The sequence below is a fragment of the Lysobacter sp. SCRH-1R genome, from assembly GCF_057747855.1.
The window spans coordinates 2,999,845-3,013,798 of sequence record NZ_CM173227.1 but is presented as its reverse complement, the minus strand read 5'-3'; the positions used below and the strand labels follow the sequence as shown (position 1 = coordinate 3,013,798).

The 13,954-nt window shown below is 63.2% G+C and carries 17 protein-coding genes and 2 tRNA genes; 10 read left to right on the top strand and 9 right to left on the bottom strand.

What is annotated here, in order from left to right:
* Positions 1 to 40: 40 nt before the first annotated feature.
* The 5 genes from pheT (at position 41) to AC3ANK_RS13810 (ending at position 3,834) form a co-directional block, all read left to right on the top strand.
* Entirely contained in the window at positions 41 to 2,428 is a 2,388-nt protein-coding gene (gene pheT / locus AC3ANK_RS13830; protein WP_484171455.1) for a phenylalanine--tRNA ligase subunit beta, read from the top strand.
* A 17-nt stretch (positions 2,429 to 2,445) separates the two neighbouring features.
* Positions 2,446 to 2,748 (top strand): integration host factor subunit alpha, encoded by a 303-nt coding sequence (gene ihfA, locus AC3ANK_RS13825; protein WP_115842431.1) that lies wholly within the window; start codon positions 2,446 to 2,448, stop codon positions 2,746 to 2,748.
* Positions 2,741 to 3,097: a MerR family transcriptional regulator gene (locus tag AC3ANK_RS13820; RefSeq protein WP_115842430.1), complete on the top strand. Its 357-nt coding sequence runs from the start codon at positions 2,741 to 2,743 to the stop codon at positions 3,095 to 3,097. Before ihfA ends, AC3ANK_RS13820 begins: the two co-directional genes overlap by 8 nt.
* Positions 3,098 to 3,186: 89 nt before the next feature.
* Positions 3,187 to 3,263 (top strand) — tRNA-Pro (locus AC3ANK_RS13815).
* A 496-nt stretch (positions 3,264 to 3,759) separates the two neighbouring features.
* Positions 3,760 to 3,834: transfer RNA gene (locus tag AC3ANK_RS13810), tRNA-Val, on the top strand.
* 102 nt (positions 3,835 to 3,936) lie between these two features.
* Here the strand turns inward: AC3ANK_RS13810 and AC3ANK_RS13805 are convergent.
* A complete protein-coding gene (locus tag AC3ANK_RS13805; RefSeq protein WP_484171454.1) occupies positions 3,937 to 4,137 on the bottom strand; it encodes a hypothetical protein in 201 nt (66 codons plus the stop codon).
* Between the two features lie 172 nt (positions 4,138 to 4,309).
* On the opposite strand from AC3ANK_RS13805, the gene AC3ANK_RS13800 reads away from it, so the two are divergent.
* Both AC3ANK_RS13800 and AC3ANK_RS13795 read left to right on the top strand, forming a co-directional pair.
* Positions 4,310 to 5,881, top strand: a complete 1,572-nt coding sequence (locus AC3ANK_RS13800) for a lactate/malate family dehydrogenase (protein WP_484171453.1) — start codon at positions 4,310 to 4,312, stop codon at positions 5,879 to 5,881.
* 56 nt (positions 5,882 to 5,937) lie between these two features.
* Entirely contained in the window at positions 5,938 to 6,579 is a 642-nt protein-coding gene (locus AC3ANK_RS13795) for an MFS transporter (protein ID WP_484171452.1), read from the top strand.
* 1,103 nt (positions 6,580 to 7,682) lie between these two features.
* Here the strand turns inward: AC3ANK_RS13795 and AC3ANK_RS13790 are convergent.
* From AC3ANK_RS13790 to AC3ANK_RS13775, 4 genes are all read right to left on the bottom strand, one after another.
* Positions 7,683 to 8,021: a DUF4265 domain-containing protein gene (locus tag AC3ANK_RS13790; RefSeq protein WP_206861311.1), complete on the bottom strand. Its 339-nt coding sequence runs from the start codon at positions 8,019 to 8,021 to the stop codon at positions 7,683 to 7,685.
* Between the two features lie 296 nt (positions 8,022 to 8,317).
* Entirely contained in the window at positions 8,318 to 8,689 is a 372-nt protein-coding gene (locus AC3ANK_RS13785; protein ID WP_484171451.1) for a VOC family protein, read from the bottom strand.
* A 232-nt stretch (positions 8,690 to 8,921) separates the two neighbouring features.
* Positions 8,922 to 9,131, bottom strand: coding sequence for a hypothetical protein (locus tag AC3ANK_RS13780; protein WP_206861309.1), 210 nt, complete (start codon positions 9,129 to 9,131; stop codon positions 8,922 to 8,924).
* Between the two features lie 49 nt (positions 9,132 to 9,180).
* Positions 9,181 to 9,471, bottom strand: a complete 291-nt coding sequence (locus tag AC3ANK_RS13775) for a hypothetical protein (protein WP_484171450.1) — start codon at positions 9,469 to 9,471, stop codon at positions 9,181 to 9,183.
* Between the two features lie 36 nt (positions 9,472 to 9,507).
* Between AC3ANK_RS13775 and AC3ANK_RS13770 the strand changes: the two genes are divergently transcribed.
* Complete coding sequence (locus AC3ANK_RS13770) at positions 9,508 to 10,053, top strand: response regulator (protein WP_484171449.1); 546 nt, start codon at positions 9,508 to 9,510, stop codon at positions 10,051 to 10,053.
* Positions 10,054 to 10,096: 43 nt separating this feature from the next.
* Here the strand turns inward: AC3ANK_RS13770 and AC3ANK_RS13765 are convergent, their stop codons facing one another.
* Positions 10,097 to 10,276 carry a DUF3606 domain-containing protein gene (locus AC3ANK_RS13765; RefSeq protein WP_206861306.1) on the bottom strand — a complete coding sequence of 60 codons (180 nt, stop codon included), beginning with the start codon at positions 10,274 to 10,276 and terminating at the stop codon, positions 10,097 to 10,099.
* Between the two features lie 359 nt (positions 10,277 to 10,635).
* Between AC3ANK_RS13765 and AC3ANK_RS13760 the strand changes: the two genes are divergently transcribed.
* Positions 10,636 to 11,841 carry a right-handed parallel beta-helix repeat-containing protein gene (locus AC3ANK_RS13760; protein WP_206861305.1) on the top strand — a complete coding sequence of 402 codons (1,206 nt, stop codon included), beginning with the start codon at positions 10,636 to 10,638 and terminating at the stop codon, positions 11,839 to 11,841.
* A gap of 87 nt (positions 11,842 to 11,928) precedes the next feature.
* Here AC3ANK_RS13760 and AC3ANK_RS13755 read toward each other — a convergent pair whose 3' ends face one another.
* The 3 genes from AC3ANK_RS13755 to AC3ANK_RS13745 form a co-directional block, all read right to left on the bottom strand.
* On the bottom strand, positions 11,929 to 12,363 hold the full coding sequence (locus tag AC3ANK_RS13755) for a DUF1801 domain-containing protein (protein ID WP_206861304.1): 435 nt from the start codon (positions 12,361 to 12,363) through the stop codon (positions 11,929 to 11,931).
* Positions 12,364 to 12,403: 40 nt separating this feature from the next.
* Positions 12,404 to 12,943: a DUF1801 domain-containing protein gene (locus AC3ANK_RS13750; RefSeq protein WP_242525129.1), complete on the bottom strand. Its 540-nt coding sequence runs from the start codon at positions 12,941 to 12,943 to the stop codon at positions 12,404 to 12,406.
* A gap of 88 nt (positions 12,944 to 13,031) precedes the next feature.
* A complete protein-coding gene (locus AC3ANK_RS13745) occupies positions 13,032 to 13,217 on the bottom strand; it encodes a hypothetical protein (RefSeq protein WP_206861303.1) in 186 nt (61 codons plus the stop codon).
* Positions 13,218 to 13,440: 223 nt separating this feature from the next.
* Here AC3ANK_RS13745 and AC3ANK_RS13740 point away from each other — a divergent pair, with 223 nt between their 5' ends.
* The gene (locus tag AC3ANK_RS13740; protein WP_484171448.1) at positions 13,441 to 13,923 is read left to right on the top strand and encodes a cupin domain-containing protein; all 483 of its coding nucleotides are present in this window, start codon (positions 13,441 to 13,443) and stop codon (positions 13,921 to 13,923) included.
* The last annotated feature ends 31 nt before the right edge of the window (positions 13,924 to 13,954 follow it).

The window sequence follows — 13,954 nt, the reverse complement described above, 5'->3', positions numbered from 1 at the left end:
CCGATTCCCGATTCACCATTCCCGATTCCCGGCTTTCACCATGAAATTCTCCGAAAACTGGCTGCGCCATCACGTTCCGACCACCGCTTCGCGCGACGAGCTCGCCGCGACGCTGACCGCGATCGGCCTGGAAGTCGAAGAGGTCACGCCGCTGGGCGACTCGCTCGACGGCGTGGTCGTGGCGCGCATCGTCAGCGCGAGCAGGCACCCCGAAGCCGACCGCCTGCAGGTGTGCGAAGTCGACACCGGCAACGGCACCGTGCAGATCGTCTGCGGCGCGCCGAACGCGCGCGCGGGCCTGATCGCGCCGCTCGCCACCGTCGGTGCGAACCTGCCGGGCGGTATCGCGATCAAGGCGGCGAAACTGCGCGGCGTGGAATCGTTCGGGATGCTGTGCTCGGCGAAGGAACTGGGCGTTGATCCGGACGCCTCGGGCCTGCTCGAACTGCCCGACGGCGCCCCGGTCGGCACGCCGCTCGCGCAGTACCTCGGCCTGCCTGATGCCAGCATCGAGATCAAGCTGACGCCCAACCGTGCCGACTGCTTCAGCGTGCGCGGCATCGCGTACGACGTTGCCGCCGCGCTCGGCAGTGAAGTGAAGCCACTCGACGCCACCGACGTTTCCGCGCAGAGCGGGGCGACGATCCGCGTCGAGCTCGACGCCGGACCGCGCGTGCCACGCTTTGCAGGCCGCGTGATCGACAACGTCGACGCCACCGTGTCCACGCCGGCATGGATGGCCGAGCGCCTGCGCCGGAGCGGCGTGCGGCCGATCAGCTTCCTCGTGGACGTCACGCAGTACGTGATGCTCGAACTCGGCCAGCCGATGCACGCCTTCGACAAGGACACGCTGGAAGGCGACGTCGTCGTGCGCCCGGCCCGTGCCGGCGAATCGCTCAAGCTGCTCGACGGGCGCACCGTCGAACTCGACGACGATTTCCTCGTCGTTTCCGACAGCACCGGTGGCAAGGGTGCGCGCGCCGTCGCACTGGGCGGCATCATGGGCGGCTACGACACGCGGGTGACCGACACCACGCGCAACGTGTTCCTCGAAGCCGCGCATTGGATTCCGTCGGCGATCATCGGCCGCAGCCGCAAGCTCGGCCTGCACACCGACGCCGGCCACCGATTCGAACGCGGCGTCGATCCGGAACTGCCGCGCATCGCGGTGGAATACGCGACGAAGCTGATCGTCGACATCGCAGGCGGCGTGCCGGGCCCGACGCTGGACGTGACGCTCACCGAACACCTGCGCAAGCCGCAGCCGATCGTACTGCGCCGTGCGCGCCTGGCACGCGTGCTGGGACTGACGGTCGCCGATGCCGAGGTCGAACGCATCCTGAGCGCGCTTGGCCTGCAGGTCGAAACCGTCGCCGACGGTTGGCGCGTGGTGCCGCCAACCCGTCGATTCGATCTGGAAATCGAAGAGGACCTGATCGAGGAAATCGCTCGCATCCACGGCTACGACACGATCCCGACGACGCTGCCCGCCGGCGCCGCGCGCCTGGTGGCGCCGAGCGAAACCCGCGTCGACGAATCCACCGCGCGCCGCCAGCTCGCCTCGCGCGATTACCTGGAAGCGGTGAACTACGCCTTCGTCGATGCCGACCTGCTCGCGACGTGGGGCCTCACCGACGGCAGCGTGCCGTTGGCCAATCCGCTCAGCGGCGAACTCGGTGTCATGCGCACCGCGCTGCTGCCGGGCCTGGTCGCCGCGCTCGCGCGCAACGCCGCGCGCCAGCAGCCGCGCGTGCGCCTGTTCGAGCTGGGCAATGTGTTCCGCGCCAACGCGGGCGATGCGCCGATCGAAACCGGCCGCATCGCCGCCGCCGCGTGCGGCGACGTGCATGCGGAGCAGTGGGGGGCGACGGCACGTACCATCGGCTTCCACGATCTGAAGGGCGACCTCGACAGCCTCGCCGCGCTCGCCGGTGCCTCGCTCGACTACCGCGCCTCCCAGCCCGCCTGGGCGCATCCGGGGCGCTCGGCCGACGTGTACCGCGACGGCGTGAAGCTCGGCTGGATCGGCCAGCTGCATCCGCGCCTGCAACGTGCGCTGGAACTGGACGTGGACGTGATCGCTTTCGAGCTCGACCTGTCGCCCCTGTTCAGCCGCGCCGTGCCACGCGCCGGTGCCCTGTCGAAATACCCGTCCGTCCGCCGGGACCTCGCGTTCGTCGTCCCGGAGAACGTCGAATGGGCCGCCATCGGCCAGGCCGTGAAGGCCGCCGCGGGCCCGTTCCTGCGCGATCTGGTGCTGTTCGATCGCTACCAGGGCAAGGGCGTTGAACCGGGTTTCAAAAGTCTTGCTATGGGCTTGATTCTGCAGGATGAATCGCGCACCCTGACTGACCGTGACGTCGATTCCGCAGTGGCGTGCGTGACCGACGCGCTGCAGCGGGAGTACGGGGCAACGATCCGCGGCTGAGGTTGAGGAAAGCGACGATGGCATTGACCAAGGCCGAGATGGCCGAACGCCTGTTCGACGAAGTCGGGCTGAACAAGCGGGAGGCGAAGGAATTCGTGGACGCGTTCTTCGACGCGCTGCGCGAGGCGCTGGAGCACGGTCGCCAGGTGAAGCTTTCCGGGTTCGGCAACTTCGACCTGCGCCGCAAGAACCAGCGTCCGGGCCGCAACCCGAAGACCGGCGAGGAGATCCCGATCTCCGCCCGCACCGTGGTGACCTTCCGCCCCGGCCAGAAACTGAAGGAACGCGTGGAAGCCTATTCCGGAGCTGAGCATGCTTGACCCCGGCAGCAATCGCGAACTCCCGCCGATCCCGGCCAAGCGCTACTTCACCATCGGTGAGGTCAGCGAGCTGTGCGACGTGAAGCCGCACGTGCTGCGCTATTGGGAAACCGAGTTCCCGATGCTCAACCCGGTCAAACGTCGTGGCAACCGACGGTACTACCAGCGCCACGAGGTGCTGATGGTGCGCCAGATCCGCGGCCTGCTGTACGAGCAGGGCTACACCATCGGCGGCGCGCGTCTGCGCCTGGAAGGCGAGACGGCGAAGGACGAGTCCGCGCTGAGCTCGCAGATCATCCGCCAGGTGCGGATGGAGCTGGAAGAAGTCCTGCAGCTGCTGCGACGCTGAATCGTCGCGAGGAAACGCCGCGGTGGCCGCGGCGAGGGTTCAACCGTTATACTTGCCGCCCGCTCGCAAGGGTGGCACAAGCAACACGTCGGGGCGTAGCGCAGCCTGGTAGCGCATCTGCCTGGGGGGCAGAGGGTCGTCGGTTCGAATCCGGCCGTCCCGACCATCTTGCGGAATCGAATTTTTCTCCCGCTGCATGCGGGAGTGCAGTTTCCACTTTGTTCGCAAGGTGTTGCGCGAGTCGATGGGACTTCGCGCTTTCGGCCTGATGCCGATTTCTCCTCTTAATGCGCTCTCTCCTCCGCTGTTATCTCCGTGCGCGGGGACTTCGCCGTTCGCGGTCCCGTGGCGCAGTTGGTCGGTCACTAGAGAGTGAGTCAAGCCGCGAGACCAACCCGCTGGCAAGCAGAGACGGCGGGCGAACGAGGGTGACCGAGCAAGCCACCTCGCAAGTCCTTTCCGAATGGCCTCGACCCTCCCCGCCGGAGATGCGCTACGTGGGCCAGCGTAGAGACAAATGCAAACCACGCTAAGCATCAGTCCGCGTTCATTCGCGACATTTTCGCCCCGTGTGGTGATGACAAACGCAGATGCGGTCGCCATCATCAATCGCAGCCGCCCTATTCAGGAGTATGAATGGGGGAAACAAGCGGCCCTCTTGCAGGCGTGTAGCTCAGGGGTAGAGCGCTGTGATTACTTCACAGAGGTCGCTGGTTCGACTCCAGCTGCGCCAACCAAACATCAGTAGTTCTAAGACTACGAGTCAAACACCTATTTCCCCTTCAGGGGCAACTTGCAAACTGTGGGCTGAAGCCAAAGATGAGTAGCGTGATGCGAAGTCATTCTAATGCCGCCATTGACGAAAGCATTGAAGCGGTCACCAGAGCGTGAAAAGAGCCTTCTTCAAGAACATGACGACTGCCCAGTTCAACAGAATCCGAGAAGTTCAGAAGCAGGGTTGGAGCGTTGTTGAGAAGCAGTACCAGAGGCTCGCCGAAATCGTCGTTGAGTAGTAATCGAGACGGCTGGCCCGCGCGCACCAACGGCCTTGCTCGTGGGCCAGCCGTGACCCGCACTGAGAGAGCGTCAAGCATCATTGCAAGTCTAACGCTCGGGACCTGAGTGGCCGCGGTAGCGCTTGCCCCCGGGTTGTGCGCTGTACGTGGGTCCATTCTAAGACGCGAACAAGAGCCGAAAAAGTCGAAGCAGACCATGAAGATCGCGCTGATAGGATTCGGTGGAGTCGGGCAAGAGGTTGTCAGGAATCTGGTGGAGTACTGCTCCATTACGTCATCGGTCGCTGAAATCTGCGTGATAAGCCGAAACGTGAAGAAGAGTAGGGCGATATGCAACGACATCATTGATGGCGTGCTGACAAAGTACATCTACGGCGCGCGCGAGAAGATCTCGCTTCCAAAACTAACATGCAGCGATGACTACGCGAATGTCGCCGGGGGCGACATCCTAATCTGCTGCTATGGTGTGGCGTCGAAGTTTCCGATGAACGACAGGCAGGAGCTGCTTGAAGATCACTTGCGGCTAACCGACGAAGTAGTTGCAAAGCTTCTTCCACACATCAAGAGCGAGCTCCTCTTGATCAGCACCGTAAACCCGGTAGATACAGTGTGTGGCTACATGGCCAGAATCACTAACTTGCCATTACGCCAGATCGTAGGGGTGGCCGGTAGCCATTCCACGGCTAGGCTATTGGCGACAATCCACGAAGAAACGGGAATAGGTTATGACGCCATCCACAAGTCTTCGTTGGTAACCTGCGGGGAGCACGGCAATGGATTGGTCCCGGTGGCAAGCAGGATAGCCGTGGGGAACCAGCTTCTGCAGGCGCTAGTGACGTCAACGACAATTGAGAGAATCATCAACGGCACCAAGCGACGGGGTCTTTCAATATTTCACGACATGATGGCCCCGCCGAAGTTCGGTCCAGCTGCTTCGGTCCAGATGCTGATGGAGCGGATCCTGTCCGGCGACGAAAGTCCGTTCTGCGCGTCCGTATGGACCCTAGTAGTCGAGCTGCGCGCGAAGAGAGCTAAGCACGAGGAGATCTTAAATGCCTCCGTTGATACGGCAATCGCCGAACTCGGACTTTCCGACCAGTACGATCGGCTTACTCGATCGTTTGCCGAAGTCAGTAGCGCTGTGATTCGTCTGAAGTCGCGGATTGAAGTTAAGGTGCGGGAGTTTCCGAAGAGCGTGAGGTCAAGATTGTTGACCGACGGCTTCGATGAGGACTTTGTACGCGACAACTGTCCCGTAGAGAAACTTCATCGGTACCTTGAGCACAGGATCAACGATGTGCTGGAGCTGAAGGATCCAAAGCTCGATGCTCAGCGGGAAAAGCTCTCTTTGTTCTGCGAAGCCGTGGTCGAAGGATGCAGTGGCGATGCAACCTACAAGTCTGTTGTCGCTGCGCTTAATACATTTGTTTGGTTAAACGGCAAGAGAGAGCAAGCTTCATTGCCGCTATACATCGAAAGACTGAAGGAAGTAGCGCCGGACTACTTTGATGTATCGGATAGAGAGGATAGCGTCGATCTCCTGGCTCGGTGGGCAGCGGACCTCCATTTCAACGAACTCGACGGACGTTACCTGCCTCCGCTTTGCGCCACCACGACGTGCATCCCCGCGCCGACCTCAAAGGTATTCTTCTCAGACTGCGGAGAAAGCTCCCTTCGGAACTTCATTAACGTTCTGGTAAAGAACCAGCGAACCGGTGAGCTGGACGTAAAGATACTAGCGACCACCGATCTCGTCGTGGATATCTGAGTGGCGCGCCTGTCTGTCGTCATGGCTGTGCGAATGGAGCTCGTAAGCACGTGCACTTGCTTGAAGCCTTCAGCCACGTAAGAAGGAATCATCGACTCGCTCTGTGCATCGCATTCGGCTCGTTCGATCTCATAACCATCGCTGTATTCAACCTGTTGCTCGCACCAGTCGTGTCGCTGAACTATGGAAACGAGGGGAGGTGGTTGACGATCATCGACGTTTCGTTCGCGATCGGTGCGGTTGCCGGTGGCATCTTTGTTCTCCGAAGCCCGATGTCGAAGAACCGGTTCTCCTACTCGCTGTGCTCCCTCTCAAGTGCCGCTGGCGTGTTCCTGTTGTACGCCGTCAACGCACCGGCACCCCTAGTGATTGGCGCGATAGTAACGTACGGATTTCTACTGACATTCTCAGCGGTGGGTTGGAGTTCTTCGATCCAGGAAATGTCACCGGACTGGATGAGAGGGCGGATCTCCGCTATCAGGAACGTCGCGATGTCAGTCCTTGTTTCGCTGGCGGTGACTGGAATCTCTGTTGCCAGCGACATCAACACACTTGCAGGCTTGTACTGTGCCGCTGCTGTCACATCTGTGCTTGCGATGGCCACCATTCCCTTCTTCTTTAGGTCTATAGGAGGGGATGACGAGGACATTGGGGTGAACGAGGTTCAAGGCGCAGACTCGAAGGATCTCGCAGCTTAGCTGAGTGGCCCTAGGAGCGCTTGTCGCGCCGGCTCGCCTACCAAGTAATTGCCGGCGGCGCCTGATTCTGGCCGGAGAGGCACCGAATGATGCTCAACGCGGAGACGCGTCGAAGCGCCAAGCAAACGCGCGTGCTTCACCGTAGTTTCAGCCAGTTATCTTCGCGTCCGTTGTGCAGTAAGAACACTGAGATAGGGAAGACTGTTACATGCGATGTTTGTTGGCAGTTCCGCTCTTGTTGATGGCCACGGCCCCTGCCGCCGCGATCGAGGTCGATGGCCGAATCGATCCCACTGAATGGGTCGGCGCACAGCACATCACAGACTTTCGGCTAATCCAGCCGTTGTCGCGCGCGCCAGCGCCGCAGCCTACGGAGGCATGGATCCTCGCCACGCCGGAGGGCCTGGCAGTCGCATTTCGAAACGTGCAACCTGCGAGCGTAGACCTTCAACGAATCTGGGGTGAGGTTACGTTTGCAGGTGGCGGCCAGCCCACAAGAAGTCGGCCGTAGAATCCGCTGACCATGCAGCTGGCGGCTGACGAAGTCTCGAGCGGCCGCTGCCCCGCACCGGCTTGTTCGCCTGCCCTGCGGACGCCGCTAGCACTTCGGCGGCGTGTTTACGAGACACGAACCGGTCTTGCCGAGGACAGGCGGCCGAACAGCCCCGTGTCAACACTTCAACTCGCGCGCGTGTCGTTCTCTAGTGTGCATGGAACTGGTGCGGGAGTAGAGCTCATCGGCGACTTGAATGCTTCGCGCGACTGAAGGCATGAATGTGTCGACTTCACCTGTACAGGAGTTGATGGATGGACACAATCGAAGCACAGCGCCGGCACGTCTCCCCGCTGGGACGAAAGTTCTGGACCTACGAGGGCATTGAGCCGCGCGATCACACGCTGGCAGCGCTGACCGGGATGCTGATGGGCGTGCATGCGCTGGCACGCGTACTGGCCAACAGCGACGCGTTCCGGGGGCAGCTCGAGAGCAGCCAAGAGCCACCCCTGAAGCAGCTACCCTTGGATGTGTCGATCACCGAGGGTTTGTTCGCGGCGCTCTATTTCCTCAGCGAGCATGCGCAGGAGACTGCTGAGGAACTACTGGGTCAACCCGGCGCCATCCCTTCGTCGCTGCAACCGAGATTGATCAAGCCCTGTAGCACGCCCTCCGTCCCGCTACCGGCTGATGCGGAGGGGACGAGGATAACGCGAACGGTTCGATTACCAGACCTCTCCACGACAGACTGGAAGGTGGGCATTCCTTCCTGGGGATCGAAGGGGGCGTACACCGTGTCTTGCCAGGAGACTCCGTAGGCGCAGAACGGCGAGTTGTCCAACTTGTACAGATCGTTGCCGAGTGGAACTGCCCACAGCGTCTCGACTGACGCGGATCCATCATCTTCAGGGATGCGGAATAGCACCTTGGCGGTGGGGTCATTGCTCATGCGTCACCAAACATGCGTATGTCCGCCATGGTTCGAAAGCGGACATTAGCACTCCCTCGGCCGACGCGACGCGCGCGGCCGTGGTCACCCCCGTACTCGCCGGATGGGGCTCCTGAGGCGCCATCCACATGACATCGCGCTTGTTCCCCGCCCCTCAGGAAACGGCTGCTCGAGCACACGCTGCTCACGGGCGATGCCCGAGGGCGACGATCGACGCGACCGCGCGCAGTACGCAATCGCCGGGTAAGGTGGCGGAGCTACTGCCGGTTCATTGCGATGCCCCGTGCTCGCCGGATCTACGCCTGAGCCAACATCAGGACATAACCGTCCGGGTCGCACAGCCGGAACTCGCCGCCCGGCATGTAGAACGGATGCCTGATTTCGCCCGGCTCGTGGCCGAGAGCCAGCAGCGTTGCGTGCACCTGCCTGATGTCGCCGTAGTACAGATAGAAGAGCACCGCCTGCTGGCTCGCCTCCACGGGCGCGGATGCCGCGCCCACCATCAGGTTCGCCTTCCCGCTTTCAAGCCACGCCCATACGGGAACCGTGCTGCCTTCCGGCACGACGCTGTTCGCAACGTGGAAGCCCAGGTCGGAATAGAACCGGATGGTCCGTTCCACATCGGCCACGTGAGCGAACGCCACGAGATCCCTCGTTGAGACTTCCATGCGCGACTCCTTTCGTACCCGCCGCGTCGATCGCGATCGAGAGGCAGGCTGCCTTGCGTGAGGACGAAGGCGTGACATTACCATCCAACTGCACACGCTTCCTGCGCGCCGCCGGCATGGCCCACGGCGCGTCCGAACATCGTCTGCCATCCCCAGGAACGTGCGGGGCGGCTGGCTGCATTGAAGCGTCAGTCGCCCCGGTCGTCGGTGCCGCGAGGGTGCATTCCCCTTGTTACTGCCAGGTGGAAACGTCCTGTCGATACCCCATCGCTTCCTGCAGCTGTTCGGTGAGCTTGCAGGCGCTTTCGTCCGGGCTGTGGACGAAGCGGATCTGCAGTCCGTGCGGGCTGGTGATGATGATGGTGCAGTTCGGCCATCCGCAGGCGGGGCCGTGCACTTCCAGCCTCCAGTCGGGCGGCAACGTATGCAAGGGCTGTGTCATGGTGGGCTCCCTTCGATGTTGGCGTGGACGGAAACGGCTTCGTGTGTTCTCACTCGCAGCCGGCGATCCGCTGCAGTGAAGGGAAGCCGTCCTTCCCGATCTGTTCCGGTCGTGCGATGCGAAGCGATGGATCGGCCTGTTCGCAAGGCGATTGCAACGCGCGAAGGTCGGCCTCGAACTCGCGCGTGATGTCGCAGGCGAACTGGAATGGCTTGTGGGTAAAGGTGATCTCCTGTCCGTGTGGGTTCGTAAGTCGAAGACAGCATTCCCGACGTTCGCGCGAAGGCGGCAATGCTTCGAGTCGCCAGCCTGGCGGCAGGCATTGGATGGCCAGATTCATTCGGACTGCTCCCTGTACAGTTCGCTATGACCCTATATGAACAAACGCGGCTTCCACGTGAAGCCAGCCACGCACGGCGCATGCGTTCACACGTGGTGCTCGAGTCCGGTTCGGTGGGGTAACTGGCGCTACACGCGGCTTCGACGCTTTTCCGACAACGGCGGGTTAGCATCGGTTCGCAGGGGGCTGCATGACTGGGAGACGCCGATGCGCCGCTCGCGTTCCATCCTCTTCGTCGAGGACAGTTACCTGCTGGCGCAGACCGCCGTGCAGGCGTTGAGTGCGGCCGGACTCGACGTGCGCGCGGTGCCAGACGCGCAAGCCGCGCTGCAGTTGTTCCAGCAGGAAAACTTCGACTGCGCCGTGATCGACGTCGAACTGCCCGGCGGCATGGGCGGCGTTGAACTCGCGTGCGCGATGCAGCGGATCAGGCCGGGTTTTCCGGTGGTATTGGCGACCGGATACGACGCGCAAAGCAGCGGGGCGCCCGCGCATGTTCCCGTCCTGCAGAAGCCCTACCGCTTCGAGGACATCCTTTCCGCGATCTCCACGCCGGGCGCTTCCGGGGAATGCGCGCGCTGAAGGCGGGCTCCGCCCTGAAGAGTCCGCTTGTGCGACAGCGCCCTCAACGGCTGCGGAGGTATTCGCGTACCTCCGAGACCGACGCGCCGACCGCACGCACGGCCTCGCGCAGCTCCTCTTCGGTGACGTCGAGCGCCTGCGTCCAATAGCGCAGTTCGTGTTCCTGGTTGACGTTGATGCGCGAACGGTCGGGCTCGCCGCGGGTGTTCGGGTCGTCGCTCATGAGGGATCTCCGGAAACCGATCGCAAGCGTAGCCCGCGATGCGTGAGCGGCCCCGTCATGCATGTGAAGAGCCAAAGCAATGTTCATTCAGGAACGGAAGAAGCGCTCGCAGGCGCAGTCAGAAACGTGAAGAAGCAACGCGTCTGACCGACTCGCCCGATATTTCTTGAGCTAAACCACAAATACGCAAAGTCACGCACGCATGTTCATCTCCGTCAGCGTGGCGTGAGCTAATGTGCGCACCAGTCACGAACATCATCGTGACGTGATGACCAGGCGAAGACGGTGTGAGCACACATGTTCTTCGCTTCGTCTCCGTGCCTGCCCAGCTCTCGCTGATTTTTACTCCGGAAACGAACGTGAACGATAACCGTGCGACCCGCGCGGCCGGTATGCCGCGCCGCGAATTCATCCAGAAGTCCCTCATCCTGTCGGTCCCGCCGGTGCTCGGCTTTGCCGGCATCGGCAAGGTGTTCGCGGCCGGTGCCACCACCGCCAACACCTACGCGCCGCCGGTGCGCGCGCGCGGCACCGCGGTGGTAAGCGTGAAGAACCATGGCGCCTATGGCGACGGCGTGCATGACGACACTGCCGCGTTCCAGAAGGCGATCAACGCGCTGCCGTCGACCGGCGGCACGGTGACGGTGCCGGCCGGCACCTACATCATCGACCCGACCGTCAACGTGCGCCTGCGCAGCAAGATGCGCCTGCAGATGGATCCCAATGCGATCCTGAAGGCCAAGAGCAACGCCGCCGAGCGCGCCTACGTGCTCATGGTCTACATGGTGAGCGACGTCGAGATCTCCGGCGGTCGCATCATCGGCGATCGCGACACGCACCTGGGCACGACCGGCGAATGGGGCCACGGCATCATGGTCCGCGGCGCCAACCGCGTGACCGTGCGCGACATCCACATCTCCAACTGCTGGGGCGACGGAATGTCGATCGGCGGCGCGATGCAGACCAATGCGCCGACGATTCCGTCGGTGGACGTGGTCGTCGCGAACATCGTCTCGACCAACAACCGCCGCCAGGCGCTGACGATCGGCTGCTCGCGCACCGTGAAGGTGTACGACAGCGAATTCAGCAACTCCAACGGCATCGCGCCGGAGTGCGGCATCGACATCGAGCCGGACATCAACGACCTGCGCACGACCGAAACCGTGCACATCCAGAACTGCCTGATCCGCAACAACAAGGGCAACGGCATCCTGGTGTACAAGCGCGTCAAGGGCGTGACGGTCAAGTCGTGCACGATGGAATACAACGGGGGCTACGGCCTGCTGACCGTCGGTGCGGTCTCCGGCTACATCGCGCAGAACCGCTTCCTGCACAACAACCTGTGCGGCCTGATGTTCAGCTCGACCACCAACGACTACCAGGCCAGCGGCAACGTGTTCCGCAACAACTACACGAAGATCTTCGGCCTCAACACCGTGGACAAGCCGCTGGTGACGATGACGGGGATCCTTCCCGGCCCGATGCCGAAGGGCAACGATCCGCACGTGCAGAAGTCCAGCACGACGACGAACATCCGCGTCACGACCAACCAGTACGCGATGTAAGCCGTGATGTGCGCCGTCGCCGGGGCGAGGGCGCACATGTTTTCCGGGAACGCCGCGGAACACCCGCGGCGTTTTTCTTCTGGGTGGTTACTTCGCTGCGGCCACGCTCTTCCTGCGTGTCTTCTTCGTCGCGTTCAACGCGACCGCGGCGCGGATCAGCGTCTTCAGTGCGTCCTCGTCGATCTCGTCGCCTTCGTGCAGGTCGATCGCGCGTCGCGTATTGCCGTCCAGGCTCGAATTGAACAGGCCGGCCGGGTCGTCCAGCGACGCGCCTTTCGCGAAGGTCAGCTTGACGTGCTGCTTGTAGGTTTCGCCGGTGCAGAGGATGCCATCGTGCGACCACACCGGCACGCCGCGCCATTTCCATTCCTCGATCACGTCCGGGTCGGCCTGCCGGATGATCTTGCGCACGCGCGCGAGCGTCTTGCCGCGCCAGTCGCCGAGTTCTTCGATGCGCGCATCGATGAGGCGCGAGGCGTCCGCGTGCGCGTCCGTGCTGCCGTTGCCGTTCTGCTTCTTCATAAGATGGTCTCGTCGGATTGGTCGGCGATCGCGCCAGCCGCTACATTTTTTCGCCGGGCAGCTTGCTGGCCTGGCGGATCCACGTCGCGAACTGCACCTCGTCCACGGCGTCGTCCTCGTGGATGTCGAGGTAGCGCACGTGCGCCATCTTCGATTCGCCCGGCGGCACAGGCTTGAGCGACGCGCCGCGGAAGAAGGACACCTTGATGTAGCGCGTGAAGCAGTGCACGCCGAGGAACCAGCCTTCATCGCCAGGTGCGCCGTAGAGCGGCGAGTTCCACTTCACCGCCTTGCGCACGTCGGGGACGGTCTTCTCGATCAGCGCGTCGAGGCGGCGCCACGCATCGCGCTTCCAGCCCGGCATGGCCGCGATGTAGGCCTGCACGGGCTCATCGCCATGGCCCTTGGGTATCTGCGGATTGCCACCGGAAAGCAGTTTCGGCCCGTCCTGCTTCGTAGCCGCCGCCTTGCGCGGGGACGTGCTGCTGACCGCCTTCTTCGCGGTGGTTTTCGCGGCCGCCTTGCTGGCGGCCTTCTTCACGACGGAACTCGCTTTCCTGGAGGTCGTCTTGGCGGGCATCCGGGCTCATCCTTACAACGCGGGACGCGCCGGAGGATAGCACCGCCTGCGGGAGCGGCCAGCTGCACGCCGTCCCGGAACATGCCGCTCAGGAAAGCGCCAGCGCCTCTCTCCCTGCGACGGCGCTTTCCCGAGCCGGCTCGTCGGCGAAAGCTCCGATCACGAACGGCGCGTTGCAGGCATAGCCCTGCAGGATGCCGTCGTTGCTGACGACGTCGAATCCCACGGCCACGTGGTCCTGCCACAACGCGTTTCGTTCTGCCGACTTCTCCATCTCCTGCCCCTCATGCGGATGAGGTGCGCAATCTCCGCGATGCACGGTGAGGAGGTGGTGAAGTGGCCGACGCGTTCGCCGCGAGCGCGCCGGACCCTCAGACAGGATCGCGTGCGGCGCGAGGGACGGTTGCGGCATGCGCGGGTCTGGCTTGCCGGATCGCCTGGTTCTGCAGGTTTTTCGACTTGGAACGCGCGGCGGCCAGCGCGGCTACGATGGCGCCATGGACACCTCCGGACCGACCGCGCGCCGTCTCATCGCCGACCTGCAACTGGTCCCGCATCCCGAGGGCGGCCATTACCGCCGCGTGTACGAATCGGCGCTGCCGGTCGAACATGGCGGGTATCGGCGCCCGGCGCTGACGGCCATCCAGTTCCTGCTGGCGGAGGGCGAGGCGAGCCGCTGGCACCGGGTCGACGCCGACGAGACCTGGCACTGGCAGGACGGCGGGCCGCTGGAGTTGCAGGAATTCGACGCCGACGATGGCGTGCTTCGCACCATCCGGCTGGACAGCGCCGCGCGAGGCGGCCCGGCGATGCACGTCGTGCGCGCGGGGCGCTGGCAGGCCGCGCGCCCGCTGTCTGCGTATACGCTGGTCGCGTGCATGGTCGCGCCGGGATTCGTCTGGGACGGCTTCGCGTTGCTCGATCCGGAAAGTGCGGTCGCGCAGGCCCTGCGTGAGGCTGGCGCATGGTCGCCGGCATGAACGGGAACTCGTGATCGCGGAGGCGGTCCAT